The organism is Paraburkholderia sp. RHO2, from assembly GCF_050955445.1.
GTDB lineage: Bacteria > Actinomycetota > Actinomycetes > Mycobacteriales > Mycobacteriaceae > Prescottella > Prescottella agglutinans_A.
Genome location: NZ_CP162617.1, coordinates 4,753,178 through 4,777,826, shown reverse-complemented (window position 1 = coordinate 4,777,826; position 24,649 = coordinate 4,753,178). Strand labels below are relative to the sequence as shown.

Annotated in this window: 25 protein-coding genes; 11 read left to right on the top strand and 14 right to left on the bottom strand. The window is 67.9% G+C overall.

Annotated elements, in window-relative coordinates:
• Positions 1 to 12 precede the first annotated feature (12 nt).
• Positions 13 to 567 (bottom strand): YceI family protein, encoded by a 555-nt coding sequence (locus ABTV10_RS22250; RefSeq protein ID WP_433607624.1) that lies wholly within the window; start codon positions 565 to 567, stop codon positions 13 to 15.
• A 314-nt stretch (positions 568 to 881) separates the two neighbouring features.
• Between ABTV10_RS22250 and ABTV10_RS22245 the strand changes: the two genes are divergently transcribed.
• From ABTV10_RS22245 to ABTV10_RS22235, 3 genes are read left to right on the top strand one after another with little or no spacing between them, the layout of a single operon-like run.
• Complete coding sequence (locus tag ABTV10_RS22245) at positions 882 to 1,940, top strand: 2,3-butanediol dehydrogenase (protein ID WP_499030514.1); 1,059 nt, start codon at positions 882 to 884, stop codon at positions 1,938 to 1,940.
• A gap of 43 nt (positions 1,941 to 1,983) precedes the next feature.
• Positions 1,984 to 2,517 (top strand): 2,4'-dihydroxyacetophenone dioxygenase family protein, encoded by a 534-nt coding sequence (locus ABTV10_RS22240; protein WP_499030511.1) that lies wholly within the window; start codon positions 1,984 to 1,986, stop codon positions 2,515 to 2,517.
• A gap of 57 nt (positions 2,518 to 2,574) precedes the next feature.
• Complete coding sequence (locus ABTV10_RS22235; RefSeq protein WP_433607618.1) at positions 2,575 to 3,483, top strand: LysR family transcriptional regulator; 909 nt, start codon at positions 2,575 to 2,577, stop codon at positions 3,481 to 3,483.
• Between the two features lie 28 nt (positions 3,484 to 3,511).
• Here ABTV10_RS22235 and ABTV10_RS22230 read toward each other — a convergent pair whose 3' ends face one another.
• Positions 3,512 to 4,414 (bottom strand): LysR family transcriptional regulator, encoded by a 903-nt coding sequence (locus tag ABTV10_RS22230; protein ID WP_433607616.1) that lies wholly within the window; start codon positions 4,412 to 4,414, stop codon positions 3,512 to 3,514.
• A 108-nt stretch (positions 4,415 to 4,522) separates the two neighbouring features.
• Between ABTV10_RS22230 and ABTV10_RS22225 the strand changes: the two genes are divergently transcribed.
• From ABTV10_RS22225 to ABTV10_RS22215, 3 genes are all read left to right on the top strand, one after another.
• On the top strand, positions 4,523 to 5,107 hold the full coding sequence (locus tag ABTV10_RS22225; protein WP_433607614.1) for a cupin domain-containing protein: 585 nt from the start codon (positions 4,523 to 4,525) through the stop codon (positions 5,105 to 5,107).
• Positions 5,108 to 5,890, top strand: coding sequence for an SDR family NAD(P)-dependent oxidoreductase (locus ABTV10_RS22220; RefSeq protein ID WP_433607612.1), 783 nt, complete (start codon positions 5,108 to 5,110; stop codon positions 5,888 to 5,890).
• A 248-nt stretch (positions 5,891 to 6,138) separates the two neighbouring features.
• Positions 6,139 to 6,681 (top strand): TetR/AcrR family transcriptional regulator, encoded by a 543-nt coding sequence (locus ABTV10_RS22215; protein WP_499030506.1) that lies wholly within the window; start codon positions 6,139 to 6,141, stop codon positions 6,679 to 6,681.
• A 75-nt stretch (positions 6,682 to 6,756) separates the two neighbouring features.
• Here ABTV10_RS22215 and paaK read toward each other — a convergent pair whose 3' ends face one another.
• From paaK to ABTV10_RS22170, 9 genes are all read right to left on the bottom strand, one after another.
• Positions 6,757 to 8,052, bottom strand: a complete 1,296-nt coding sequence (gene paaK, locus ABTV10_RS22210) for a phenylacetate--CoA ligase PaaK (RefSeq protein WP_433607608.1) — start codon at positions 8,050 to 8,052, stop codon at positions 6,757 to 6,759.
• Between the two features lie 60 nt (positions 8,053 to 8,112).
• A complete protein-coding gene (paaE, locus tag ABTV10_RS22205) occupies positions 8,113 to 9,210 on the bottom strand; it encodes a 1,2-phenylacetyl-CoA epoxidase subunit PaaE (RefSeq protein ID WP_499030504.1) in 1,098 nt (365 codons plus the stop codon).
• A 2-nt stretch (positions 9,211 to 9,212) separates the two neighbouring features.
• Positions 9,213 to 9,737 (bottom strand): 1,2-phenylacetyl-CoA epoxidase subunit PaaD, encoded by a 525-nt coding sequence (paaD, locus tag ABTV10_RS22200; protein ID WP_499030502.1) that lies wholly within the window; start codon positions 9,735 to 9,737, stop codon positions 9,213 to 9,215.
• A gap of 1 nt (position 9,738) precedes the next feature.
• A complete protein-coding gene (paaC, locus tag ABTV10_RS22195) occupies positions 9,739 to 10,656 on the bottom strand; it encodes a 1,2-phenylacetyl-CoA epoxidase subunit PaaC (RefSeq protein ID WP_433607602.1) in 918 nt (305 codons plus the stop codon).
• A 42-nt stretch (positions 10,657 to 10,698) separates the two neighbouring features.
• Positions 10,699 to 11,004 (bottom strand): 1,2-phenylacetyl-CoA epoxidase subunit PaaB, encoded by a 306-nt coding sequence (gene paaB / locus ABTV10_RS22190; RefSeq protein ID WP_499030500.1) that lies wholly within the window; start codon positions 11,002 to 11,004, stop codon positions 10,699 to 10,701.
• Entirely contained in the window at positions 11,001 to 11,954 is a 954-nt protein-coding gene (gene paaA, locus ABTV10_RS22185; protein ID WP_499030498.1) for a 1,2-phenylacetyl-CoA epoxidase subunit PaaA, read from the bottom strand. The genes paaB and paaA overlap by 4 nt, the downstream gene beginning before the upstream one ends.
• Positions 11,955 to 12,035: 81 nt before the next feature.
• A complete protein-coding gene (locus ABTV10_RS22180) occupies positions 12,036 to 12,827 on the bottom strand; it encodes an enoyl-CoA hydratase-related protein (protein WP_499030496.1) in 792 nt (263 codons plus the stop codon).
• A 43-nt stretch (positions 12,828 to 12,870) separates the two neighbouring features.
• A complete protein-coding gene (locus tag ABTV10_RS22175) occupies positions 12,871 to 13,725 on the bottom strand; it encodes a 3-hydroxyacyl-CoA dehydrogenase family protein (protein WP_499030494.1) in 855 nt (284 codons plus the stop codon).
• The gene (locus ABTV10_RS22170; RefSeq protein ID WP_499030492.1) at positions 13,722 to 14,450 is read right to left on the bottom strand and encodes an enoyl-CoA hydratase/isomerase family protein; all 729 of its coding nucleotides are present in this window, start codon (positions 14,448 to 14,450) and stop codon (positions 13,722 to 13,724) included. Before ABTV10_RS22170 ends, ABTV10_RS22175 begins: the two co-directional genes overlap by 4 nt.
• A 286-nt stretch (positions 14,451 to 14,736) precedes the next feature.
• Here ABTV10_RS22170 and paaZ point away from each other — a divergent pair, with 286 nt between their 5' ends.
• Both paaZ and paaI read left to right on the top strand, forming a co-directional pair.
• Positions 14,737 to 16,776 carry a phenylacetic acid degradation bifunctional protein PaaZ gene (gene paaZ, locus ABTV10_RS22165; RefSeq protein ID WP_499030488.1) on the top strand — a complete coding sequence of 680 codons (2,040 nt, stop codon included), beginning with the start codon at positions 14,737 to 14,739 and terminating at the stop codon, positions 16,774 to 16,776.
• Positions 16,763 to 17,224: a hydroxyphenylacetyl-CoA thioesterase PaaI gene (gene paaI, locus ABTV10_RS22160; protein WP_499030486.1), complete on the top strand. Its 462-nt coding sequence runs from the start codon at positions 16,763 to 16,765 to the stop codon at positions 17,222 to 17,224. Before paaZ ends, paaI begins: the two co-directional genes overlap by 14 nt.
• Before the next feature lie 138 nt (positions 17,225 to 17,362).
• Here the strand turns inward: paaI and ABTV10_RS22155 are convergent, their stop codons facing one another.
• A complete protein-coding gene (locus ABTV10_RS22155) occupies positions 17,363 to 19,087 on the bottom strand; it encodes a 2-isopropylmalate synthase (RefSeq protein ID WP_499030483.1) in 1,725 nt (574 codons plus the stop codon).
• Positions 19,088 to 19,255: 168 nt separating this feature from the next.
• On the opposite strand from ABTV10_RS22155, the gene ABTV10_RS22150 reads away from it, so the two are divergent.
• Complete coding sequence (locus tag ABTV10_RS22150) at positions 19,256 to 19,939, top strand: FadR/GntR family transcriptional regulator (RefSeq protein ID WP_499030481.1); 684 nt, start codon at positions 19,256 to 19,258, stop codon at positions 19,937 to 19,939.
• Positions 19,940 to 19,951: 12 nt separating this feature from the next.
• Here the strand turns inward: ABTV10_RS22150 and ABTV10_RS22145 are convergent, their stop codons facing one another.
• A complete protein-coding gene (locus ABTV10_RS22145; RefSeq protein WP_499030479.1) occupies positions 19,952 to 21,067 on the bottom strand; it encodes a lysylphosphatidylglycerol synthase transmembrane domain-containing protein in 1,116 nt (371 codons plus the stop codon).
• A gap of 28 nt (positions 21,068 to 21,095) precedes the next feature.
• Complete coding sequence (locus ABTV10_RS22140; protein WP_499030477.1) at positions 21,096 to 22,589, bottom strand: adenylate/guanylate cyclase domain-containing protein; 1,494 nt, start codon at positions 22,587 to 22,589, stop codon at positions 21,096 to 21,098.
• A gap of 131 nt (positions 22,590 to 22,720) precedes the next feature.
• Here ABTV10_RS22140 and ABTV10_RS22135 point away from each other — a divergent pair, with 131 nt between their 5' ends.
• The gene (locus ABTV10_RS22135; protein ID WP_499030474.1) at positions 22,721 to 23,953 is read left to right on the top strand and encodes an AI-2E family transporter; all 1,233 of its coding nucleotides are present in this window, start codon (positions 22,721 to 22,723) and stop codon (positions 23,951 to 23,953) included.
• Between the two features lie 15 nt (positions 23,954 to 23,968).
• Positions 23,969 to 24,646 carry a DUF1707 SHOCT-like domain-containing protein gene (locus ABTV10_RS22130; RefSeq protein WP_499030472.1) on the top strand — a complete coding sequence of 226 codons (678 nt, stop codon included), beginning with the start codon at positions 23,969 to 23,971 and terminating at the stop codon, positions 24,644 to 24,646.
• The last annotated feature ends 3 nt before the right edge of the window (positions 24,647 to 24,649 follow it).

Below are 24,649 nucleotides of genomic sequence, written 5' to 3'. Positions count from 1 at the left end.
TGCGAGACCGGATCAGGCCTGGAGGCCGGCCTCGATCTCGAGGTTGATGGTGATCTTGTCGCCGACGACGGCGCCGCCACCCTCGAGCGGCATCTCGATGCTGATGCCGAAGTCCTTGCGGTTGATGGTGGTGGTGGCCTCGAAACCGGCGACCGGGCCGTTGCCCATGCCCGGGTTGACGCCCAGGAACTCGAGCGCCAGCTCCACCGGCTTGGTCACACCGTGCAGCGTGAACTCGCCCTCGACGACGAAGTTCGAGCCGGCCGGGCGGACAGCGGTGGAGACGAACTTGGCCGTGGGGAACTGCTCGACGTCGAAGAAGTCGGCCGACTTGATGTGGCCGTCGCGCTGCTCGTTGTTGGTGTCGATGGACGCGACCTGGATCTCGGCCTGCACGGACGGGGTGCCGTCCTCGGCAACCGTGATGGCACCGGTGAAGTCGTTGAACGTGCCACGGACCTTGCTCACCACGAGATGCCGGACCACGAATCCGACGGTCGAGTGGGTGGGGTCGATGGCCCAGGTGCCGGCGGTGAGGTTCGGAAGGGCGGTGGCGGCGGTGGTCATGTCTGCTCCCAGAGGAAAGTAGTTGAAACTTCAAAGACAGTGGTGACAACGGTGGCACCGCCCCCGCCATTCCGCAACCGGAAGTGACCTCGCTCACACCGCGTGAGCGCCTGCAGGTGGCGTCCGCGCCTCGTGACGAGCGTGCATCGAGCGCTGTCGACTCATCTGCGGACCGAGGACGCACTCCTTCCGATCGGTAAGCGCGGCTTATCGATCCGTGGCAGAAAGTACCTGGACTTCCCCGAGAAACCGGTGCGATTGTTGTCTGCATCACGTCGCAACCTATTCGAGTCTCGAGCACAGGAGTGTCAAGAATGAAGGCAGCGCGCTACCACGGAGTTGGGGATATTCGTTTCGAAGATATCCCGGAACCTATTGCAGGTCCGGGTCAGGTAAAAGTTCGCGTTCATTTCAACGGCCTGTGCGGAAGCGATCTCCACGAGTACTACCACGCGCCCATGATGGCGCCGGTCACGCCGCATCCACTGACCGGAGTGACCGTCCCCGTCGTCCTCGGTCACGAGTTCTCCGGCGAGATCGTAGCGATGGGTTCGGGCATCGACGGGTTGTCGGTCGGCGACGCTGTGGCGGTAGAACCGACCGTCAACTGTCGGCGATGCGCGGCCTGTCTGGCCGGCTCGTACAACCTCTGCAGCAGCATCGCCGCAGTCGGCTACAGCTGGGCGGGCGGGGGCGGACTCGGACAGTACGCCGTCGTCGACGCCGATCACGTCTATCGCCTTCCTGACGGGATGAGCACCCGTGAGGGAGCGTTGATCGAACCCCTCGCCGTGGCCCTGCACGCCGTGCACCGTGGCAATGTCGCTCCGGGCGACAGCGTCGCGGTCCACGGGGCCGGCCCCATCGGCATCGGAGTGTTCCTGGCGTTGCGCGCCAAGGGCATCGAGGACATCACCGTGATCGAGCCGTCTGAGGCACGGCGCGCCGCCATCGAGGCGGTCGGAGCGACGAAGGTCATCGATCCCCGGGAGACGGATGTCGTCGCGGAATTGCGCGCGAGCACCGACGGAGCCGGTGTCGCGAGGTCTTTCGAGACCGCCGGCGTGCCAGCCACCTTCCTGAATGCGGTCCGCTCGACCGCCGGACACGGCCGAGTCGTGGTCGTCGCGGTGCACCAGCAGCCGGTCGAGTTCAATCCGACCGAGATCCTGTTCAGCGAGTGCGAGATCGTCGGCTCCATTGCATACTGCCGCGACTACCCGGAGGCCATCGAGTTCATGGATCGCGGGGCGTATCCGCTGGACAGTTGGGTGGAGACGATCGCGTTCGAGGACCTCATCACCGACGGATTCGGCCCGCTCCGGGACCAGACCGCCATCAAGATCCTCGTCGACATGACCGCGGTCGACTGACGGATCCGAAGTACCTCTCACACGAAATAACCAGGAGAAAATCATGACCGCTGCCTCGAACCTCGGGCCGACATTCTGGATGACCAACCCCGGTGTCACGCCGAAGGGTGCAAGAAAGGAATTCGTCAACCCCGACGACATTCCGTGGACCGACTGGCTGATGCCGGGAACGCAATTCAAGCTGTTGTACTGCAACCTCGTGTCCGGCGCTTTCACGCTCATTCTGAAAGTCGATCCCGGCACTGTTGCCACTCCGCATTGGCATATGGGAAATGTGCAGGCGTACCTACTCGAAGGCGGGTTCTACTACGAGGAGGACGACCCCGGCATGGCCGGCATGTACACCTGCGAGGTCGCCGGTGCCGTGCACACGCCGATCGCCCCGGACGGCTGCGTCATGTTCGCCATGGTCGAGGGTCCGATCGCCGGCTACCTGCCGGATGGCGGACTCGCGGTCGTCGCCGACGCTCGACTGCACTACTACATGGCGCGGGACAACGACGCCGTCGGGCAGACCCAGCTCGTCGACTACGCCACCGATCCGTCGCAGGACATGCACGTCAAGGCGATCGGGTAGCCGCCGAATCGGCTAGCCTGACACCCAATTCTCAACCGATGGCGTGCGAGGTGAAGCATGTATGTCCCGCCGCAGGCCCTTCGATGTTTCCTCGCCGTGGCGGACGAGCTGCACTTCGGGCGCGCCGCCACATTGCTCCACATGACTGGACCGGCGCTCAGTCAGCAGGTGTCCCGGTTGGAGAAGGACCTGCGTTTCCCGCTCTTCGAACGCACCTCTCGACACGTCGAGCTGACCGAGGCCGGACGTGCGCTGATCCCGCAGGCACGCGCAGTCGTCGCCGCCAACGAGACCCTTCTGCGGTGGCGTGAATCGGTCCGCCTGGGCCGTCGCAGCATCGACATCGGCTTCATGGCAACCGGTGCCGGTCTGCTCACGACTGCCGTGCTGGATCGGCTCCGCACCGCGGATCCGGATCTGCACGTGAAGTTGCACCACCTCGAGTGGAGCGAACAACTGGCGCCACTGCTGGCCGGCGACATCGACGCAGTCTTCGTCCGGGAACCGTTTCCCGCCGAGGGCGTCCGGCGCCGGCGAATTCTGTCCGAGCGGCGGGTGGCCGTGCTTGCCCACGACCACCCGTTGGCCGCCCGGGAGTCGATCCGGTTCGCCGAGATCGCGTCAGAGCCGTTCATCAGCAGCAGCGGGGGGCCGCCGGAATGGACCGACTTCTGGATGGTGAACCCGCGGCCGGACGGCACCCGAGCCGAACCGAGTCTTGCCGTGTCGACCGTGGAAGAACTCCTCGAAGCGGTCGCCGCGGGCGCTGGGGTCACCACCACGCCGGAGTCGCTGCCCACCTACTACCGCCACCCGCTGGTCAGCTTCGTGCCCATCGACGACATCAGCCCGAGCGTGGTCACCCTGTGCACGTTGGAAGGCAACCGCAGGCCGGAGTTGGCAACGCTCCAGGACGCGATCGGTCACGCCTTTCGTCAAGTAGCACTGGGTCCGCCGCCGGAGTGAACCCTGATACGGGGTGCTGCCCGCTGGATCAGCGGGTGCCGAGGACTGCACTCAGCCCGAGCGCAACCGCAACGAAACGTTCGACGGCGCGGGGAGTGTCCGAGGCCAGGAAGACGAGTTCGACGGTCGACGGTGCCGCGTCCACGATGGGTCGTGAGGTGGTGTCCGCTCGCCGGAACAGGCTGGCCACGCCTGCGCCGGTGATCGCAACCGCTTCGGTGGTCGCGACGACCTGGACCATCTCCTCGACGCTGTGCACCATAGGGCCGTAAGTGGGACGTGTGCCGTCCGGCCGTGGATCGATCGACCACCAGTTGCGCCAGTCTCGGGTCCCCTCTCGGGTGTCCACCTGAACGACGTCGGCGAGGTCGGTGATTCGTAGCTTCCGTCGGCGGGCCAGCGGGTGGTCGTGTGCCATCAACAGGACGCGAGGTTCCTCGAACAGAACGACGCGGCGTAGTCGGGGGTGCGATTCGAGAGGCGGGCGGGCGACGACCATGTCGACCCGACCGGAGGTCAAGGCCGACAGCTCGTCTCCCCACGCCAGTTGTGTCAGTTCCAGTTCCACCTCGGGTTCTCGTCGATGGAACTCGTCGATGATCGGACGCGTCAGCTCCCCGGCGCCGCCGGCGAGGAATCCGAGGCGTACCTTCCCGGACGAGCTGCGCTTGTGGCGATGGGCCGCGCCCACCGCAGATTCGGCGGCCACCAACAGCACTCGGCTCTCCTCGAGGAAGTCCTGACCGGCTTCCGTGAGACGAGCTCCGCGGTGGTCGCGCTCGAGTAGCAGTACGCCCAGCGTCTCTTCGAGCTTGCGCACCTGTTGACTCAGCGACGGGGTCGCAATGTGTAGTTGCTCAGCTGCTTTCGTGAAGGTCCCGGCGTCGGCGACGGTCACGAAGTAGCGCACGAGCCGTAGATTCAGATCCATCGTGCACGACCTTAGGTATTCGTCTAACGATCGGGCGAGAATACGTCATGGACGTGACGGCCGCCACATCGGAGCATGGGTGGGTCCCCGAATCCAGGAGGAAATCCGATGTCTGTCAACGCCACTCACCACGACGATGCACGTGTGGTCGATCCGGTCCGCCCGCAACTGACCGGTCCCGAGATCGACCCGCAGTCCAACGCCCCGGTCGCAGAGGTGTTCGCTCGCGCGAGCTCGCCGGTGACCGGGCCGACGCTCAGTCTCGCTTCCCGGGTCAACAACTGCGACGATATCCCGTGGACCCCGTTCCCGATGCCGGGCACGTCCTTCAAGCTTCTGAACATCAACGAGACCACGGGTGCGGCCTCGATTCTGCTGTACGTGGCGGAGAACGCGCAGGCGCCGCTGCACATGCATTGCGGCGCCGCGGAGGCGTTCAACATCTTCGGCCGCTGGGCGTACGAGGGCGAGGCCGAATCCATCGGCCCCAACCACTACATCTACGAACCGGCCGGCATCGTGCACCTGCCCAAGCAGGAGGTCGAGTCCCTGATGTTCGGCATCTTCCACGGTCCGATCGTCGGCTACCACGAGGACGGCACGGTCGCCGGTGTCATCACGCACGACCTGCTCTACGACCTCGCCGCGGCGAACGACGCGGTTGCCCACCTGCCTGCTCGGACGGGCCGCTAGATGGCGGGCGCAGTCCTCGTCACGGGTGCCGGCGGCGGGCTCGGCCGCGGTGTGGCCGAACGGATGTCCGCAGAAGGCCGGGGTCTGGCCCTGCTCGACATCGACGAGGAGCGGTTGTCGGAGACCGCCGCCGCGGTCGCCTCGCGCGGAGTCGCGGTGACCACCCATGTCGTGGACATCTGCGACGTGGACGCGCTGCGGGAGACCGTGGCGCACGCTTTCCTCGCGCACGACGACCTCGACGGTCTCGTCAACGTGGCGGGGCTCGGCGGGTTCTTCCAGTACGACACTCTCGACGTGGATGCCTGGGACAAGACGTATGCGGTCAACGTTCGGGGTGTCTTCTTCGCAATCCAGGCCTTCGCAGCCGAACTGGCCACGCGGGGCAGGGAAGGGGCAGTGGTCAACTTCTCGTCGATCGCGGCTCGCAATGGGCACGAGTTGTTGACTGCCTACGGTTCCTCGAAGGCGGCAGTGCTGGCGATGACGAATTCTCTGGCCCGCGCCCTCGCCCCGGCTGTTCGCGTCAATGCTGTTCTGCCCGGACTGATCTGGACCGACATGTGGCGGCAGTCCGCCGGATGGCTCGCCGAGCACGACCCGACGCTGGCCGGGGTAGCGCCCGAGCAGATCTTCGGGGCGATGGTCGACCAGCTCATCCCGATGAAACGCCCGCAGACCGTCGAGGACGTTGCCGGTGCCGTCGCGTACCTGCTCTCGGCCGACGCGGTCAACGTCACCGGGCAGTCTCTGCACGTGGACGGCGGAGCGGTGCTCCCGTAGCTTCCCGCCCCCATTCGACCACTCCCCTCCGCGCGCTGTGCGTGGAGGGGAGTGGTCGTTGTCGTACCCGGGGAGCCTCCCGATCGCGTGGCCGGGCCACGGGGATTACCGAACCTTCGGTAGGGTGATGCCGAGCCGCACGCTCTGCGGCGGGTGTCCACGTCCTGGAAGGAACGCGCGAAATGGCAGCGGCAGGTCCAGTCCGAAGAGCGGGATCGCCTGGGCGACCAGGGTACGATCTCGACTCGTTGCTTGCCGTTGCGGTGAAGGTGTTCAACGACAAGGGGTACGACGGCACCAGCATGGAGGCGCTCGCGCAGCGGCTCGGCATCACGAAGTCCTCGATCTACCACCACGTATCCGGCAAGTCGGAACTTCTCGAGCTCGCGCTGGCCCGTGCGCTCAACGCGCTCTTCGCGGTCACGACCGAGGAGCAGGTGACCAGCGGTCGGTCCATCGACCGACTCGAGTACCTCGTCCGACGCAGCGTCGAGGTGCTCGTGACCGAGCTGCCCTACGTGACATTGCTTCTCAGGGTTCGCGGGAACACGGAAGTCGAGCGACGTGCGCTCGCGCGCCGGCGTGAATTCGATGCGTTCGTCAGTGACCTGGTGGTGGCCGCCGCCGAAGAGGGCGATCTCAGGTCGGGCATCTCGCCCGCGCTCACGAGCCGGCTGGTGTTCGGAATGGTGAACTCGTTGATCGAGTGGTACCGCCCGCGCGGGGGCGAATCGGTGTCCGAGCTCGCCGACGCGGTGGTGGCGCTCACGTTCGACGGGATGAGGGCCTGACGGTCGCTGCGCGGTGACGGGCGTGCCGGAAGAAGTGGGGCGCCTCGGATGGGATCCGAGGCGCCCCAGGCGCTTTCAGGAAGGTCTGTTGTCGATCAGGCGACGCGCTTTGCCGATCGATCGGTCCAGACTCCCCGGGACCAGAACCTCCACGGCGACGGTGACACCGATGCGGTCCTTCACCAGCTGTCGCAGTCGGGCGGCCTGCGGTTCGCTCTCGACGGTGGAGGCGTCGGGCCGGGACTCGACGCGGACGGTCAGCTCATCCATGCGGCCGGGCCGGTCGAGAACGCACTGGAACTGGGGCGCCAGACCCGGCACCGTGAGAATGAGCTCCTCGATCTGGGTCGGAAAGAGATTGACCCCACGCAGGATGATCATGTCGTCGGTTCGACCGGTCACCTTCTGCATGCGGCGCATCGTGCGCGCAGTTCCCGGCAGCAGTCGGGTGAGGTCACGGGTGCGGTAACGAATGATCGGCATCGCTTCCTTGGTGAGCGAGGTGAAGACGAGCTCACCCTCCTCGCCGTCGGGCAGCACCTCGCCGGTGACGGGATCGATCACCTCCGGGTAGAAGTGGTCCTCCCAGATATGAAGGCCGTCCTTGGTTTCCACGCACTCCATCGCTACCCCGGGGCCCATGACCTCCGACAGGCCGTAGATGTCGACGGCGTCCATGTCCAACTGCTGCTCGAGTTCGCCGCGCATCTCCTCGGTCCACGGCTCCGCCCCGAACACGCCCGTGCGCAGCGACGTTCGGGCCGGGTCGACTCCCTGGGCGAGCATCGCGTCGACGATCGTGAGCATGTACGACGGGGTGACCATGATCGCATCCGGGCGGAAGTCCTCGATCAGCTGGATCTGACGCTCGGTCATACCTCCCGACATCGGAATGACCGTGCAGCCCAGCCTTTCCGCCCCGTAGTGGGCGCCGAGTCCACCGGTGAACAATCCGTACCCGTACGCGACGTGGACCTTGTCGGATGGCTTCACGCCACCGGCGCGAAGGCTCCGTGCGATCAGGTCTGCCCAGTGGTCCAGGTCCGTCGCGGTGTACCCGACCACGGTGGGACGTCCCGTCGTTCCCGACGAGGCGTGAATACGTGACACGCGATCTTGTGGCACTGCGAACATTCCGAACGGGTAGTTGTCCCGCAGATCTGCCTTCGTGGTGAACGGGAACTTCGCGAGGTCGTCGAGGTCCTTCAGATCGCTGGGGTGGACCCCGGCGTCGTCGAACGCTTTCCGGTAGTGCGGGACGTTCTCGTAGGCGTGGCGCAGCGACCACTGGAGGCGCTCGAGCTGCAGGGACGAGATCCGATCGCGCGTGGCGAATTCGATGTCCTGTGACGGGGTGACGGTGCTGGTCATAGTGGTCTCCGGGTGCGCGGTCGGGTGCGACTGGGTCGATGTGGTGAAGGGGCCGGGCGGTCAGGCGTCGAAGTCGACGGTCACGTCGTCGCTGTCCGGATAGCTCTGGCAGGTGAGGACGAAGCCGGCATCGACCTCGTAGTCCTCGAGCGCGTAGTTGCGCCGCATGTCGACGTCACCGTGGGTGACCTTCGCGCGGCATGTTCCGCATACTCCGCCCTTGCAGGCGAACGGCAGATCCGACCGGTACTTCTCTGCTGCGTCGAGGATCGTCTCGTCCCGCGGCAACGTCGCGGTCGTCGAGCGTCCGTCGAGGACGAGGGTGACCTCGCTGCTCGGGCCGGTGACCCCCTCGTCACGGTGGCGTGCCGGGGGAGGGGGCACGTCGTCGACATAGAACAGTTCGTGGTGGACACGCTTCGGGTCGACGCCCAGCTCGCCGAGTACGGCCTCGGCATCGGTGACCATGCCGTACGGCCCGCACAACCAGAAGTGATCGACCCGGGCAATCGGCACCAGGGCGTCGAAGATCGCGCGGAGCCGATCGGCGTCGAGACGGCCGGTGAAGAGGTCCACCTCGCGGGGCTCCCGAGACAGAACGTGGACGACGTGGAAGCGTGCACCGTACCGATCCTTGAGGTCGGCGATCTCCTCGGCGAACATCACCGAACGTGTGCGCCGGTTCCCGTAGAGGAGAACGACTTCGGTTTCGGGGTTGGCGAGCATCGTCGCGGCGATCGAGAGCATCGGGGTGATCCCGGACCCCGCCGCGATCAGGACGTGCCGGCCACCGGCGGTGGGATCTGCGACGAACGATCCGGAAGGGGGCTGGACATCGATCCTGTCGCCCCGGCGTACCTGGTGGACCAACCAGTTCGAGAAGAGCCCGTCGGCGACCTCGCGGACCCCGATACGGGGGCTGGAACCGATGGGGGCGCAGATGGAGTACGAGCGGCGGTGCTCGACGCCGTCCACGGTGCGACGGAGCGTGAGGGATTGGCCGGCGCCGAACGCGAACTCCCCGGAAAGATCGGCAGGAATCTCGAAGGTGACGGCGGCGGCGTCGTCGCACAGCGCCTCCACATCTGCGACCGTGAGGGTGTGGAAGGTCCTGTTGCGCGTCGAGACAGCGGGTTTCGTGGTGTCCACAGTGTCCATGTTCAGATCTCTTTCACATGATCGAAGGGCTCCAGGCAATCGAGGCACCGGTAGAGGGCCTTGCACAGTGTCGCCCCGAATTCGGAGTCGAGGCGGGTGTCGCCGCCGCCGCACCGCGGGCACTCGATCGTCCGAGGCACGGCGGTCAGCGTCAACGCCACCGGGCCCGCGCCGCGGTGCGGCGCCGGGCCGGGCGTGGAGTAGCCGCTGTCGTGCAGTTTCCGACGTCCCTCGTCGCTGATCCAGTCGGTGCTCCACGGAGGCGAGAGCGTGGTCCTGACTTCCACCGACGGGAAGCCCGCGAGCTGTAGACGGTGCTGGATGTCGTCGCGCATCGTCGCCATGGCGGGGCAACCCGAATACGTGGGGGTGATCGTCACGACGACGGCACCGTCTGCTCCCACCTCGACACCGCGCAGGACACCGAGATCCGCGAGGGTCAGCATCGGCATCTCGGGGTCGAGAACCGACTCCGCGATGCGCCGCGCATCGCGGACGCGCAGTTCGGCGTGTGTGGACGCGGACATGTCACCACACGCCTTCCGGGTGTGCCCGGGCGACCACCTGCATCTCGGCCAAGAGCAGTCCGAGCGCCTCGGTGTGCAGGCCCTGACGGCCCGCGCGTCCGCCTACCGTGCCGGCGACGCGGCCGGTCGGCGCGGCCAGTTCGGCAGCGTGCAACACCTGGGTGAGAACCGCGTCGAACTCTTCCCGCAGTCCGCCGGGATCGACGGCCACACCCACCGCGGCGAGTGCGCGTTCCTCGCCGGTCGACACGAAGAGCTCGTCGACGTACGGCCAGACGCGGTCGAGCGCCGATTGCATCCGCGCCTTCGATTCCGCTGTGCCGCAACCGAGTGTCACGGCCCACCGGGCGGCGTAGTCGCGGTGGTAGGTCAGTTCCTTCACGCCTTTGGCGGCCACAGCGGCCAGGACCGGATCGCGTGACTCCCGTAGCCGGTCGAGGAGGGCGAGACGCCACGTGGAGAACACCAGCAGACGTGTCACGGTGTGCGCGAAGTCGCCGTTGTCCATCTCCGCGAGCCGGACGTTGCGAAACTGGTTCTCGTCGCGGAAGAAGGCGAGCGCGTCCTCGCCGGGAATCTGTGCCGTGTCGGAGACGTGCGGCACCACGGCCGGATCGGCCGCAGCCGCCCGCGCCAGGAGGAGGCGCGCCTGGCCGAGCAGGTCGAGACCGACGTTGGCGAGAGCCACCTCCTCCTCGAGTTCCGGTGCGCGCGTGATCCACTCGGTCAGCCGCTGGGAACTGATCAGCGCATCGTCACCGAGCATCAGGCAGTAGGTGGCCAGCGCCGAGAGGTCGACGTCGTCGGGGACCGTGGTGTCGACGCCGGCCAGCGGGTCGTCGAAACTGGTGCCGAAAGCCCACTGGCCGTGGCTGTCCTCGTCGACGAGGCCGTCGTAGGCATGGTCGTGGTCGGTCATCGTGCATCCTCGAAAATTCTGGACGGCCGCGAGCCGGCCGGATCACATGTGGGGAACGTTGTCGGGGATTTCGTAGAAGGTGGGGTGGCGGTAGACCTTGTCGCCGCTCGGAGCGAAGTACGGATCCTTCTCGGACGGACTGGACGCCACGATCGAGTTCGACTGCACCACCCAGATACTCACGCCCTCGTTGCGCCTGGTGTACACGTCGCGGGCGTGCCTGAGCGCCATCTCGTCGTCGGCGGCGTGCAGCGAACCGACGTGGACGTGATTGAGTCCGCGCTTGCCGCGGAGGAATACCTCGTACAGCGGCCAGTCTGCACTGGTGGCTCGGTCGGCTGCATTCATCGTGTGTTCTCCTTCGTGCTCGCGCGGCGGGCGAAGGCGGTCGCGGCCTCACGCACCCAGGTGCCGTTCTCGTGTGCCGCCCGGCGATTGGCGATGCGTTCGACGCTGGACGCGCCGTTCCCGCTGATCACCTGCATGAACTCGCTCCAGTCGGGCTCGCCGAAGTCGTACGCGGCGCGCTCGGCGTTCCATCTCAGATCCGGATCGGGAAACGTCACGCCCAGTGCTTCGGCCTGCGGCACCGACATGTCGACGAACCGCTGACGGAGTTCGTCGTTCGTGTGCCGTTTGATCCGCCACTTCATCGACTGCTCGGAGTTCGGTGATCGGTCGTCGGGCGGGCCGAACATCATCAGCGCCGGCCACCACCAGCGGTCGACCGACTCCTGCACCATCTCGCGTTGGGCGTCGGTGCCGCGCATCATCGTCATGAGCAGCTCGTAGCCCTGCCGCTGGTGGAAGGACTCCTCCTTGCACACCCGGATCATCGCCCGCGCGTACGGCCCGAAGGAACTGCGACACAACGGAACCTGATTGCAGATCGCGGCACCATCGACGAGCCAGCCGATCACTCCGACATCGGCGAAGGTCAGGGTGGGGTAGTTGAAGATCGACGAGTACTTCTGCCGCCCGTCGAGCAGCTTCGCGGTGAGGTCGCCGCGGTCGGCGCCGAGTGTTTCGGCAGCGGAGTACAGATACAGGCCATGCCCCGCCTCGTCCTGCACCTTCGCCGTCAGGATTGCCTTGCGGCGCAGCGACGGCGCCCGAGTCAGCCATGCGCCCTCGGGTTGCATGCCGATGATCTCGGAGTGTGCGTGTTGCGCGATCTGCCGGATCAGGGTCTTGCGGTAACCCTCGGGCATCCAGTCTCGCGGCTCGACTCTCAGGTCGGCCGAGATGGTCTCCTCGAAGTGGCTCTGAAGCTCATTCTCTGTGATGGACGAGGTCATTTGTCCTGCCTCTGATACCGAATGATCGGTTGGTGTGAGTATGCATGGAAGTGATGCGCGGCACAAGCTCGCGCGGCGCGGTCAGCGGCCTTCGAAGGCCGGTGTGCGTTTGGCGAGGAAGGCGTCGACCGCGGCACGATGATCCGCCGAGCGGCCCAGGTCTTCTTGCGCCTCGCGTTCGCGCTCGAGCGCCTCGGCGAGGCCCGCGGACGACGCGGACACGAGGCGCTTCACGTGCACGTGGGCCGCGGTCGGTCCGGCTGCGAGCTCACCGGCCAACGCCCGGGCCGCATCGGCGAGTTCGCCGTCGGGCACGACCCGGTGGACCAGACCCCACTCGAGGGCCTGGGCCGCCGAGAACCGGTCGCCGAGCATCAGCAGGCCCGTGGCACGGCTCGGTCCGAGCATCTCGACCAGGGTGTGACTCAAGCCGGAATCGCCCGCGAGCCCGATCCCGGTGAAGGCGGTGGCGAACCTGCTGCTCTCCCCGGCGATGCGGATGTCTCCTGCCAGCGCGATGCCCAGCCCCGCCCCCACGCACGCGCCGTTGATCGCGACGACCACCGGTACCCGCACCGCGGCGAGGGCGGTGAGCAACGGGTTGTAGTGCGCGCCGACGGTGTCCATCGCCCGTGCCGGGTCCGCCGCCAGGCCCGCGGCATGTTCGGTGAGATCCTGACCGACGCAGAAGTTCCTGCCCTCGGCCTCGAGGAGGACCGCGCGCACCGTGCGGTCGGCGGCCACCGCCTCGACTGCGGCCGTCAACTGTTCCTTGACTGCGCGATCGAGCGCGTTGGATGCACCGGCGCGGCGCAGGGTGATCGTCGCCAGGCCCGCACTCGTGGCCAGCCCGACCGTCTCGATGCCGCTCATGGAATACGCCTCCTGTCAGTGGGATACGGTCCGGAGTGTCGCCTCAGGACCAGGTGAAGAAGCCTCGGCCCGACTTGCGTCCGAGTTCGCCTCGCGCCACCTTCTCGCGGAGGAGGGCGGGCGGCCGGAAGCGCTCGCCGAGCGTCTCCGTCAGGTGCTCGGCGATGGCGAGTCGAACGTCGAGGCCCACGAGGTCGGTCGAACGCAGCGGACCCATGGGATGTCGATATCCCAGTTCCATTGCGCGATCGATGGACTCGGCATCGGCGACACCCTCCTCGAGCATGCGGATCGCCTCGAGCCCGAGACAGACGCCGAGTCTGCTCGTGGCGAACCCGGGCGAATCGTTGACCAGCACCCGGGACTTGCCGAGCTGGGAGACCCACTCGCACACCCGTGCCACGACGTCGGCGTCGGTCGCGGGAGTCCGGACGATCTCGACGAGCGTCGACGCCGGTACCGGATTGAAGAAGTGCATGCCGATCAATCGGCTGGGATCGTCCAGCACCGCACCGAGATCGGCGATCGAGATGGAACTGGTGTTGGTCGCGATCACCGTCGTCGGATCGACGGTCTTCTCCACGACGGCCAGCACGCCGAGCTTGAGCTGCACGGACTCCGGGACGGCCTCGACCACGAGATCGAGGCCGGCGGGCAGCTCTTCCGGTGCGTCGACGAGCGACACGCGTCCGAGCACCGTCGCCGGATCGGATTCGCCGATCTTTCCGCGTTCGTGGGCGCGGTCCAGCCCGTTCGAAACCCGAGCCAGTGCCGCCTGTCGATCGCCACTCTCGGCGATGGTGACGGTGGAGCCGAGCGTCGCGAACACCTGCGCGATGCCGGCGCCCATTCGTCCGCCGCCGACGACACCGACGTGGCCAGGGATCGTGCTCGTCATTTCTTCTTCTCCAGAAAGGCCGTCATACGGTCGTGTTTGTCCGGGCTCTCGAACAACACCGCCTGGGCGATGTCGTCGGCGAAGGCATGGCTTCCCGGTGCGTCGGCGATCAGCTTGCTGAGCCTGAGCGCGAGTGGTGCGGAGCGATTGATGCGATCGACGATGTCGTGCGCGGCGGCGACGTGTTCGCCGGCGGGCACGACGCTGATCACGAGCCCGCAATGCAGGGCCGCTGGTGCGTCGAGGTTTCGGCCGGCGAGGAGCACCTGCTTGGCGACCGATCTGCCGACGAGTTCCTGCAGGCGATAGCTGGCGCCGGCGGCGGCCATGATGCCCAGGCCCGGCTCGGGGTTCCCGAACACCGCAGTTTCTGTCGCGACCCGGATGTCGCACGCGTACGCCAGTTCCGCGCCGCCGCCGAGCGCGAAGCCGCTCACTGCCGCAACGGTGGGCATCGGCAACGCTGCGACGCGGTCGAAGAGCGTGCGGTTGATCCCCGCCAGCGCCTCGTCACGTCCCCGCTCGCGCAGTTCCGCGATGTCGGCCCCACCCGCGAAATGGTCACCGGATCCGCTGATCACCAACGGCTTCGGCGCTTTCTCGAGGAGCGCGCACACCCGGTGTAGTTCCGAGATCATCTCGCCGTTGATGGCGTTGCGTTGCTGCGGGCGATGGAGAGTGACCACCATCCGGTCCGCGCGGTCGTCGATCGTCAGGGTGTTCACGGCGCCTCGCTGGACAAGGGAAGCCGGGCGAGGACCCGGCCCGAACGATCGTGTGGGATGCGGGCTCCGCGCCTCGGGATTGCTTGCACCACGTTCGTCTCCTTCGTAGCGTGCTGGATTCAATTAATAACCGAACCTTCGGTCGGGAAGCAAGGGGTGGGCGAATTCCCGTCGGGAACGCGATGGTCATCGGAATGTGCTCCGAACCTTGACAATCACATGATCAACTGGAGATTCTGATTACCGACCGAACGTACGGTGGAAAGAGGTTCTCGTGAGCAGGTTAGTGCAAAGTTACGTCGCCGGGAGCTGGTACACGGCACCCGATGCCGGAACACCGCTGCTGAGCGCAGTCGATGGTTCCGAGGTGGCGCGCATCTCGTCGACCGGGCTCGACATCGCCGGGATGGTGGCGCATGCCCGTGCGGTCGGTGGACCCGCCCTCGCCGAACTCACCTTCCACGAGCGCGCCGCAGCGCTGAAGGCGTTGGCCCTGACGCTCATGGCCGGCAAGGACGAGTTCTACGCGCTGTCCGCGGCCACCGGCGCGACGCGGCGCGACTCCGGCGTCGACATCGACGGCGGCTTCGGAACCCTGTTGAGCTACGCGAGCAAGGCGCGGCGCGAGCTACCCAACGACACCGTCCACCTCGACGGACTCCCCGAGCAGCTCGGCAAGGCGGGGACTTTCCTCGGCCAGCACGTCTACACCTCGCGGCGTGGCGTCGCCGTCCAGATCAACGCGTTCAACTTCCCGGTGTGGGGTTTCCTCGAGAAGCTGGCGCCGGCATTCATCGCCGGTGTTCCGTCGATCGTCAAGCCGGCAAGTCAGACGGCCTATCTCACCGAACTGGTGTTCCGCCGCATCATCGAGTCCGGACTGCTGCCGGAGGGGTCGGTCCAGCTGCTTTCGGGTAGCGCTCGGGATCTGCTCGACCACCTCGACGGGCAGGACTCGGTTGCGTTCACCGGATCCGCCGACACCGCGGCGACGCTCCGGGCCCATCCGCGGATCGTCGCCGAGGGCGTGCGCTTCAACGCCGAGGCGGACTCTCTCAACGCCTCCATCCTCGGTGCGGACGTCGAGGCCGGTAGCGAGGAGTTCGACCTCTACGTCAAGCAACTCGTCACGGAGATGACCGTCAAGGCGGGCCAGAAGTGCACCGCGATCCGTCGTGCCCTCGTGCCGTCGGGGCTCGTCGACGACGTGGTCGAGGCCGTGCGGGACCGCCTGGCGCGGGTCGTGGTCGGGGCCCCCGATGCCGAGGGAGTGACCATGGGCGCCCTGGCGAGCCTCGAACAGCGCGACGAGGTTCTGAAAGCGATCCGCGGACTGACGAAGTCGGCGCTGATCGTGGTGGGCGACCCGGAGAACTTCGACGTTGTGGGCGCGGACAGCTCCACCGGTGCGTTCCTGCCCCCGATCCTGCTGCGTTGCGACGACACGGCAGCCGACGAGCCGCACGACATCGAGGCGTTCGGGCCGGTGAGCACGGTGATCGGATACGACGGTACCGGCGAGCTGATCGAGCTCGCGGCTCGTGGCAAGGGCAGCCTCGTGGCCTCCCTCGTCACCCGCGACGCCGGGCTCGCCCGCGACATCGTGCTGGGGCTCGCGCCCTTCCACGGACGCGTCCTGGTTCTCAACCGGGACGACGCTCGAGAATCGACCGGACACGGCTCGCCGCTGCCCGTGCTCGTGCACGGTGGCCCGGGCCGCGCGGGTGGCGGTGAGGAGCTCGGTGGCATCCGCGGAGTCCTGCACCACATGCAGCGCACCGCGATCCAGGCGACGCCGGACATCCTCACCGCAGTCGGGAATCGTTGGGTTCCGGGATCGCGGCGATCCGACGACGGTATCCATCCGTTCCGGAAGAACCTGGCGGAGTTGCGGATCGGTGACACCGTCGTCGGAGGTCCGCGGCGGGTGACACGCGCGGACATCGACCATTTCGCCGAGTTCACCGGCGACACCTTCTACGCGCACACCGATCCCGATGCCGCGGCGGCGAATCCCCTCTTCGGTGGCATCGTCGCGCACGGCTACCTCGTGGTCTCGCTCGCGGCAGGATTGTTCGTCGAGCCGAACCCGGGACCGGTCCTCGCGAACTTCGGCGTCGACAGTCTGCGCTTCCTGACCCCGGTGAAGGCGGACGACAGCCTCACCGTGACGTTGACGGCGAAGCTGATCACGCCGCGCAGCAGTGCCGACTACGGCGAGGTGCGATGGGACGCGGTGGTCGCGAACCAGGACGGCGATGCGGTGGCGACCTATGACGTCCTCACCCTCGTCGCCAAGGGGGCGTCCGGCGATGGAGCGCTCTGACGGCGACAAGGAAGGGAAGTCGGCTCTCGGGCCGGTGGGAGCAATGACCGTCGAACGCCGCTCGGCGCGAGAGATGTTCGACGCCGACGTGGCGTCGCAGGCATTGGGAATCGAGGTGCTCGAACTGGTCCCGGGACGCGCGGTCGCGTCGATGACGGTCGGGGCGACCATGGTGAACGGGCACGGAATCACGCACGGCGGATTCGTGTTCGCATTGGCGGACACGGCCTTTGCGCTCGCGTGCAACGGGTACGACGAGCCTGCAGTCGCCGCACGGGCGGACATCCGGTTCCTTGCCCCCACGCGACTGGGCGACGAGCTCGTCGCCGAGGCGGTGGAGCGAGAACGATACGGGCGCAACGGTATCTACGACGTCACGGTGCGTGTTCGAGGTAAGTCCGTCGCCGAGTTCCGGGGCGACAGTCGATCACTCGTGCGCCCTCGGTGAGTCGGCTCCCCGGTCGGGGATTCCGAGACAGCAGCGCACCCGCCACGGCGAACGGGGCCGTGGCGGGTGCGCCGTGCGAGGTGGCGTCACCGCGCGATGTGCGCACTTATCGGTGCCCGAGGACGGGTGGGGGAAGCGTTAAGTGCGCACATCGCCGGAGGGGTTGCCGTCGGAGCGGGCGCGGGCCGACGCCGCCAGCACGGCGCGCAGGGCCGACGCCGTCACGGACTGGTCGAACCCGACACCCCAGTGCTGGGCGTCGCCGCTGCGGCACAGCGCGTACGTGACCGCCCGGCCGGCGCTGCCCTCGCCCACCGACTGCTGCACCAGCGAGAGCACCTCCACCGGCCGCCCGTGGTCGGCCAGGATCTTGGTGAGCGCCTCCACCGGCCCACCCGCGAAAGCGCCGCCGTCGACGGCCACGCCGTCGAACTCGGCCCGCAGGCGCAGATGGTCACCGCCCTCGCGGTGCTCGACCGACCACTGGCCCAGCTTGCCGTCGAAACCGTACTCCGCGAACAGCAGCTCCCGCAGCTGCTCGGCGGTGACCTCGATGCCGCTGTCGTCGGTGGCGCGCTGCACGCGCCGCGCGAAGTCGATCTGCAGCGGCCGTGGCAGGTCGATGCCGTACCCGGTCTGCAACAGGTAGGCGATGCCACCCTTGCCGGACTGGCTGTTCACCCGGATCACGGCCTCGTAGTCGCGGCCGACGTCCCGCGGGTCGATCGGCAGGTACGGCACGTCCCACCGCGCCTGCCCCGGGTCGACGCCCGCCGCCTCGGCCGCCGCGTGGTGGTGCGCGAAACCCTTCTTGATCGCGTCCTGGTGCGTGCCGGAGAACGCCGTGTATACCAGGTCGCCGCCGTACGGATGGCGGGCGTGAACGTCGATCCTGTTGCAGTACTCCACCGTTCGCCGAACCTCGTCGATGTCGGAGAAGTCGATCATCGGATCGACGCCCTGCGCGTGCAGATTCAGCGCGAGCGTCACCAGGTCGACGTTGCCGGTGCGTTCGCCGTTGCCGAACAGGCAACCCTCCACGCGTTGGGCGCCCGCCAGCACCGCCAGCTCCGCGCACGCGACACCGGTGCCCCGGTCGTTGTGCGGATGCACCGACAGGATCACCGACTCGCGACGCGCCAGATGGCGGTGCATGTACTCGATCTGATCGGCGTACACGTTCGGCGTCGAGATCTCCACCGTTGCAGGCAGATTGTGGATCACCGGACGGTCCGGCGACGCGTCCCACAGTTCGGTGAGGCTGTCGCACACCCGCAGCACGTAGTCGGGTTCGGTCAGGTTGAACACCTCGGGGGAGAATTCGAAGCGCACGCCGGGCTGGGCGTCGCCGCCACGCGCGACGTCCTGCGCGGCGTCGAAGATCAAGCGGTGCAGCGCGTCCCGGTCGTGTCCGAGGACGACCTCGCGCCACGTCGGTGCCGTCGCGGTGTACATGTGCACCACGACGTTCGGCAGCCCACGTACCGACGCGAAGGTGCGCTCGATGAGATCGGTTCGGGCCGCGGTGAACACGACGACGGTGACGTCGTCGGGCACCAGGTCCTGCTCGGCGAGGTCGCGGACGAAGTCGAAGTCCGTCTGGCTGGCCGACGGGTAACCGACCTCGATCTCCTTGTACCCCATGGCGATCATCAGCTCGAAGAACCTGCGCTTGCGGGCGGGATCCATCGGTTCGGCGAGGGCCTGATTGCCGTCGCGCAGATCGACCGGCACCCACAGCGGTGCCACGGTGGTATGGGCGGTGGGCCACGAGCGTTCGACGAGCGGCACCGGGACCCGCTCGAAGTGCGGGCGGTAGCGGTGGCTGGGCATGGACGACGGGCGTTGACGATTCCAGTGCATGACGTGCGGACTCCTGTGCGGATCGAAACGGTCGACCGGCACAGCGGAACCCCGCGGCGGGGCGCCGGTCCGGTCAGACCCCGCCGCGGCGACCGAGAAGCAGTCCGCGGAACGTCATGCCGGTTAAGCTAGAGGAAAACAACTTGTCTGACAACCTGAGGAGATCGCTTGACCACCGCGCTCAGCCGGAACCTGCTCGCCGATCAGGCGGCTGACCAGCTACGACGTCGTCTACAGGCGGGGGAGTGGGAGATCGGAACGAAGTTGCCGGGCGAGACGACGCTGGCCGCCGAACTCGGTGTGGGACGGTCGACGATTCGTGAGGCGTTGCGGATGCTCGCCGGTCAGGGTCTGCTGCGGCCGCGGCAGGGTGCCGGGGTGTTCGTCGAACGCACCGAACCCGAGGCCGACGGCTGGGAGGCCGTGCTGCATCGCGGCGCGATCGCCGCCGTCGTCGAGGTCCGGGCCGCGATCGAGATCGAGGCCGCGCGGTTGGCGGCCCTGCGCGCCACCGACGCCGACGTCGCCGCTATGCGACGAGCCCTCGAACTGCGCGCGGCCGCGGCAGACGCGCCGGACCGGGAGTTCGTCGAGGCCGATACCGCGGTGCACCGCGCGATCGTCACCGGTGCGCACAACCCGGTGCTGTCGGAGCTCTTCGAGACGTTCGTGCCCAGGGTCGCCGACGCGATGGTCGAGATGATCGGCCTCCTCGGGCTGCGGGACCGGGACACCGCACCCGACGCCGACGAGCACGCCGCGCTGGTGGACGCGATCGCGGCCGGCGACGTCGACGAGGCGGCCCGAGTCAGCCGCGCACACCTCGAAGCGATGGCCGTCGACCTGGGATGAGGCCGGTGGCGGTCACTCCGGCCGCGGCAACGGCCGGTGCTCCTGCAGGGCGGTCGTCTCGCGCCGCTCGAGTTCGACGTCGAACTCCAGCTCGCCATGCTGGCGACCACGGAACAGAAAGAGGAACACGATCCAGCCGACGATCGCGACGAGGATGAAACTCACGCCGCGGTAGACGAAGGCGGCCGCCACCGCCTGCGACGCGCTGATGCTCGCGGCCGTCGTCAACGCGGCGATCAGCGTCGCGTCGACGTACACCAGGCCGCCCGGCGCACCCGGGATCGTCGCGACCGCCTTGCCCGCCGCGAACGCGATGAGCACGCCCGCGAGCACCGGATCGGCGCCGATCGCGAAGCACGCCGCGCCCAGGCACACCACGTCCGCCACCCGGTGCACAGCCGACCAGGCCAGCGACACTGCCGCGTCGCGCTTGCCCAGCTGCACCGAGTCGAGCTGTTCGATCGTGGTCCGCACCGCGTCCATGCCGGTCTCCGGCGGCTTGCGCAGCATCCGGTTCACGCGGGTCAGCACCCAGCGCGCGCCTCGTTCGATCGATTCGGGATGCGCCGACACGTAGCGGCCGGCGTACATCAGCGCGACCAGTCCGGCCACCGAGAACAGCAGCGTGAACGGGCTCACCGACCCGCCCACCAGCAGCGCCCCGGCCACCCCGATCGCCGCCAGTCCCGCGGCCGCGATCACGCCCGAGATCGCGAGCTGCCACGACGCCACCACCGGGGTGGCGCCCCAGCGGCGGGTCTCGCGGTACGTGAAGGCCGTCGAGAACACCTGACCGGCCGGCAGCGTCAACGCCATCGCCGTCGATCCGTAGATCACCGAGAGTGACTTGCGCTGGGTGACCGACACGCCACCCGCGTGCAGCAACTGCTTCTGGACACGGCCGTAGCCGCTCAACGAGACCGCCTGTGCCGCGATGCACACCGCCACCCAGCCCCAGTGGATCTCCGTGAGCGCCTGCCACGATTCGTGCAGCCGCGGCCACAGATAGACACCTTCGCCGACCAGCAGCGCCACGAGGAGGGCGCCGGCGACCCACTTGAGCCACCAGAAACGACCGCGCGGCCGATCCGGGTCGCCGCCTCGCGGGTCGGGCTCAGGCTGTGCCACGAGCCCAGGGTAACCAAAACTGCTCACGTCACTCCGGATACAACACAGGCCAGGCGAGATGAGTGTTGCGGCGCCGGCCCCGCAGCTGCACCTGTTCGCCCAGCTCCCAGTGCGCCTGTTCCTCGTCGTCGGCGAAATACAGCGCACTCGTCGACGCCAGCACCCGGCTCGGCCGCAGCTTCGCGAGCTCGGTCAGCCGCGACGCCTCGTTCACCGGGTCGCCGATCACCGTGTACTCGAAGCGCTCGGCCGCGCCGATGTTGCCCGCGACCGCCAGCCCCGCCGACACGCCGATGCCGATGTCGAGGCCGGTGATCTCGTTGAGCGCGAACCGCAGCTCCCGTGCCGCCGCCAGCGCCGCCGTCGGTGCGTCCGGGCGGTCCAGCGGGGCCCCGAAGATCGCGAGCGCCGCATCGCCCATGAACTTGTTGACGAACCCGTGGTGGCGGTCGACGACGTCGACAACCACCCGGAAGAACTCGTTGAGCAGCTCGACGACCTCACCCGGCGGGCGTTCGGCCGCCGCGCCGGTGGAGCCGACCATGTCGACGAACAGGACCGCGACGAACCGCGTCTCGCCGCCCAGTTCGGTGCCGAACTGCAGCGCGCGGCGAGCCACGTCCTGGCCGACGTGCTGGCCGAACAGCTCGCGCAGCAGCTTCCGTTCGTCGGACTCGCGCATCATCCGGTTGAAGCCGACCTGCAGGCGGCCGATCTCCGAGCCGTCGAAGACCTCGACGCGGATTTCCCTCTCGCCGCGCTGCGCCCGCTCGATCGCCCGGCGCAGCTGGCGGATGGGGTCGGAGATCTGGCTCGCGGTCAGCATCGACAGCGCGAACGCCTGCCCGATCGCCATGATCGACAGCAACAGGATCGCCCACGCGAGCGCACTCGGTGCGAACTCGAAGTCGGTGGTGAGTTGCGTGACGCACAGCAGGATGATGCCGATCACCGGCATCAACGTGCCCAGGCCCCACGTCATCGCCATGCGGGTCCCGACACCGGGCGCCATCGTCCGGTCGAACTGGCCCTCGCTCAGGGCCTGCGCCGCGACCGGGCGCAGGATCCGCTCACCGAGCATGTACGTGAAACCGAACGTCGTGGTGGCGGCCATGCCGACGGTGACCACCACCGCGATCGCCAACTCCGGCATCTCCTCGACGGTGAGGAGCACGAAGATCACGCCACCGAGGAACCACAGAACCAGGTGGACGATCGCCTGTCGCAGCGGCGCGTGCAGCGCCGCCATCTGCTCGGCCCGGGTCGGCGGGCCGCCCCGCAGCTGCCACCGGATCACCGAACGCAACATCATCGCCGCGGCCGTGAGGCTCACGACGCCGGCGAAGACGAGGTACACGCTGAACACGGCGAAGTTGCGGACGTGGTCGTTGATGATGTCCGCGGACTCCGGGATGGGGATGCCGTAGCGGACGAAGGCGAAGACCAGCACGGCGCCGATCAGGTTCGCCCCGAGCATCGAGAGCATGTAGAGGGGCCAACGACTACGAATCGTCAGCGTCACTGCTCGGTACGATGCCCACACGACCTCATAATTTAGCGGGACATACTTCGCTGCCTGGCAGCGCACACGCCAGCCGCGCCGGGCGGTCGATTCTCCGCCGCGGACGGCCCTCCCGCCGTTAGGCTCGCGCCGTGGGCGACAACGACCCGGACGACGCTCCCGCACAGGCGGATACGCCGGACCAGTCGGGCCCCGAGCCCGAACGGCCCGCGTCGGCGTCGGTGCATCCCCTCGTGCGCGTCGGCGCCGCCTGGACCTGGCGCCTGCTCGTCCTCTTCGCCGGACTGGTCGCGCTCGGGTACGTCATCGCCAAGCTGGAAACGGTCGTCATCCCCGTGGCGCTGGCGCTCCTGGTGGCCGCGCTGCTCATCCCGGCCGTCGACTGGATGCACGGGCGGGGAGTGCCGCGGTCCGCCGCCGTGATCATCGCCGTGGTCGGCACGATAGGACTGGTCGGCGCGATCCTCTCGTTCGTCGTGGAACAGTTCGTCGAGGGCCTCCCCGGGCTGACCGACCAGTTCACCACCAGCGTCACCAAGGCACAGCAGTGGCTCACCGAAGGGCCGCTGCACTTCAGTCAGGACCAGATCCGGCACGCCGGCGACAACGTCGTCAAAGCTCTGCAGTCCAATCAGGAGGCGCTGACCAGCGGAGCGCTGACCACGGCCACCGTCGTCGGCGAGATCTTCGCCGGCGCGTTCCTCACCCTCTTCACCCTGGTGTTCTTCCTCTACGGCGGTGACCAGGTCTGGGAGTTCGTGACGCGGATCATTCCGAAGAACACCCGGAACCGGGTCCGGGTGGCGGGCCGACAGGGCTTCAACACCCTCGTCGGCTACACCCGCGCGACCGTCGCGGTGGCCGCGGCCGACGCGATCGGTATCGGCGCCGGCCTCGCCATCCTCGGCGTGCCGTTGGCGCTGCCGCTCGCGTCGCTTGTCTTCATCGGCGCGTTCATTCCCATCGTCGGCGCCTTCGTGACGGGGTTCCTCGCGGTCCTCGTCGCCTTCGTGACGAAGGGCCTGCTCACCGCGCTGATCGTGCTCGGCATCATCATCGGCGTCATGCAGCTCGAAGGACACGTGCTGCAGCCGCTGCTGCTCGGCCGCGCCGTCCGGCTGCACCCGCTCGCCGTGGTCCTCGCGATCGCCACCGGCATCGTCCTCGCCGGAATCGTCGGCGGACTGCTCGCCGTCCCGATCGTGGCGTTCCTCAACACCGCCGTCCGGTCCCTGTGCGCCGCGGACCAGGAAGGGGTCTACGAGTCACTGGCGAACGCCGACCCGTCCGTCCCGATGTTCCCCGCGACACCCGACGAGCCCCATATCCGGCCGGGCGACAAATCGGACGGACCGCGCGACTGACCTATCCTTACCGGCATGGAGGCGCGAGATCTGCGGGTGACCGATGCCGAACGCGAACACGTCGGCCGACTGCTCCAGCGGGCAGTGGGACAGGGCATGCTCTCGCTCGGCGAATTCACCGAACGGATGGACACGGCCCTCGCCGCGAAGACCCGCGGCGAACTCAACGCCGTCCTGGTGGACCTGCCGGGAATGCAGATCGACCCGGCCTACACGAACGGGGTGCAGCCGTCGGGCATCGCGGTCCCGCCCGGGCCCGCCGTCGGGACACAGACCGTGGGCGTGCCCGGTGCCGTGCCGCCGGCCGCCGGCCATCCCGCGCAGCAGCCGCTCGTCATCCGCGGGCGCATGTCGACGATCACCCGGAGGGGCCGCTGGAACGTGCCGCCGGCGCTGGTCCTCGACTCCCGGATGGGCAGCTCGACTCTCGACTTCACCGAAGCCGTGATGCAGACCCAGGTGGTCCACCTGACCGTCGACGACTACTGCGGCTCCGTCACGCTCGTCCTCCCGCCGGAAGCGACGGCGGACCTCAACGACGTCGACACCGTCGCCGGGTCCGTGTCGAACAAGGTGCGCACCGGCCCGCCGTACGGCCCCATGCACCTGGTCGTCCGCGGCCGGGTGCGCTTCGGATCGATCACCGCGCGGTACCCGTACGGCACGACCCTGCGCAGGATGCTCGGCAGCTGACGA

Coding starts and splice junctions, on each gene's coding strand:
- ABTV10_RS22250 (WP_433607624.1), bottom strand. CDS start 567: ATGACCACCGCCGCCACCGCCCTTCCGAACCTCACCGCCGGCACCTGG.
- ABTV10_RS22245 (WP_499030514.1), top strand. CDS start 882: ATGAAGGCAGCGCGCTACCACGGAGTTGGGGATATTCGTTTCGAAGAT.
- ABTV10_RS22240 (WP_499030511.1), top strand. CDS start 1,984: ATGACCGCTGCCTCGAACCTCGGGCCGACATTCTGGATGACCAACCCC.
- ABTV10_RS22235 (WP_433607618.1), top strand. CDS start 2,575: ATGTATGTCCCGCCGCAGGCCCTTCGATGTTTCCTCGCCGTGGCGGAC.
- ABTV10_RS22230 (WP_433607616.1), bottom strand. CDS start 4,414: ATGGATCTGAATCTACGGCTCGTGCGCTACTTCGTGACCGTCGCCGAC.
- ABTV10_RS22225 (WP_433607614.1), top strand. CDS start 4,523: ATGTCTGTCAACGCCACTCACCACGACGATGCACGTGTGGTCGATCCG.
- ABTV10_RS22220 (WP_433607612.1), top strand. CDS start 5,108: ATGGCGGGCGCAGTCCTCGTCACGGGTGCCGGCGGCGGGCTCGGCCGC.
- paaK (WP_433607608.1), bottom strand. CDS start 8,052: ATGACCAGCACCGTCACCCCGTCACAGGACATCGAATTCGCCACGCGC.
- paaE (WP_499030504.1), bottom strand. CDS start 9,210: ATGGACACTGTGGACACCACGAAACCCGCTGTCTCGACGCGCAACAGG.
- paaD (WP_499030502.1), bottom strand. CDS start 9,737: ATGTCCGCGTCCACACACGCCGAACTGCGCGTCCGCGATGCGCGGCGC.
- paaC (WP_433607602.1), bottom strand. CDS start 10,656: ATGACCGACCACGACCATGCCTACGACGGCCTCGTCGACGAGGACAGC.
- paaB (WP_499030500.1), bottom strand. CDS start 11,004: ATGAATGCAGCCGACCGAGCCACCAGTGCAGACTGGCCGCTGTACGAG.
- paaA (WP_499030498.1), bottom strand. CDS start 11,954: ATGACCTCGTCCATCACAGAGAATGAGCTTCAGAGCCACTTCGAGGAG.
- ABTV10_RS22180 (WP_499030496.1), bottom strand. CDS start 12,827: ATGAGCGGCATCGAGACGGTCGGGCTGGCCACGAGTGCGGGCCTGGCG.
- ABTV10_RS22175 (WP_499030494.1), bottom strand. CDS start 13,725: ATGACGAGCACGATCCCTGGCCACGTCGGTGTCGTCGGCGGCGGACGA.
- paaI (WP_499030486.1), top strand. CDS start 16,763: ATGGAGCGCTCTGACGGCGACAAGGAAGGGAAGTCGGCTCTCGGGCCG.
- ABTV10_RS22155 (WP_499030483.1), bottom strand. CDS start 19,087: ATGCACTGGAATCGTCAACGCCCGTCGTCCATGCCCAGCCACCGCTAC.
- ABTV10_RS22130 (WP_499030472.1), top strand. CDS start 23,969: ATGGAGGCGCGAGATCTGCGGGTGACCGATGCCGAACGCGAACACGTC.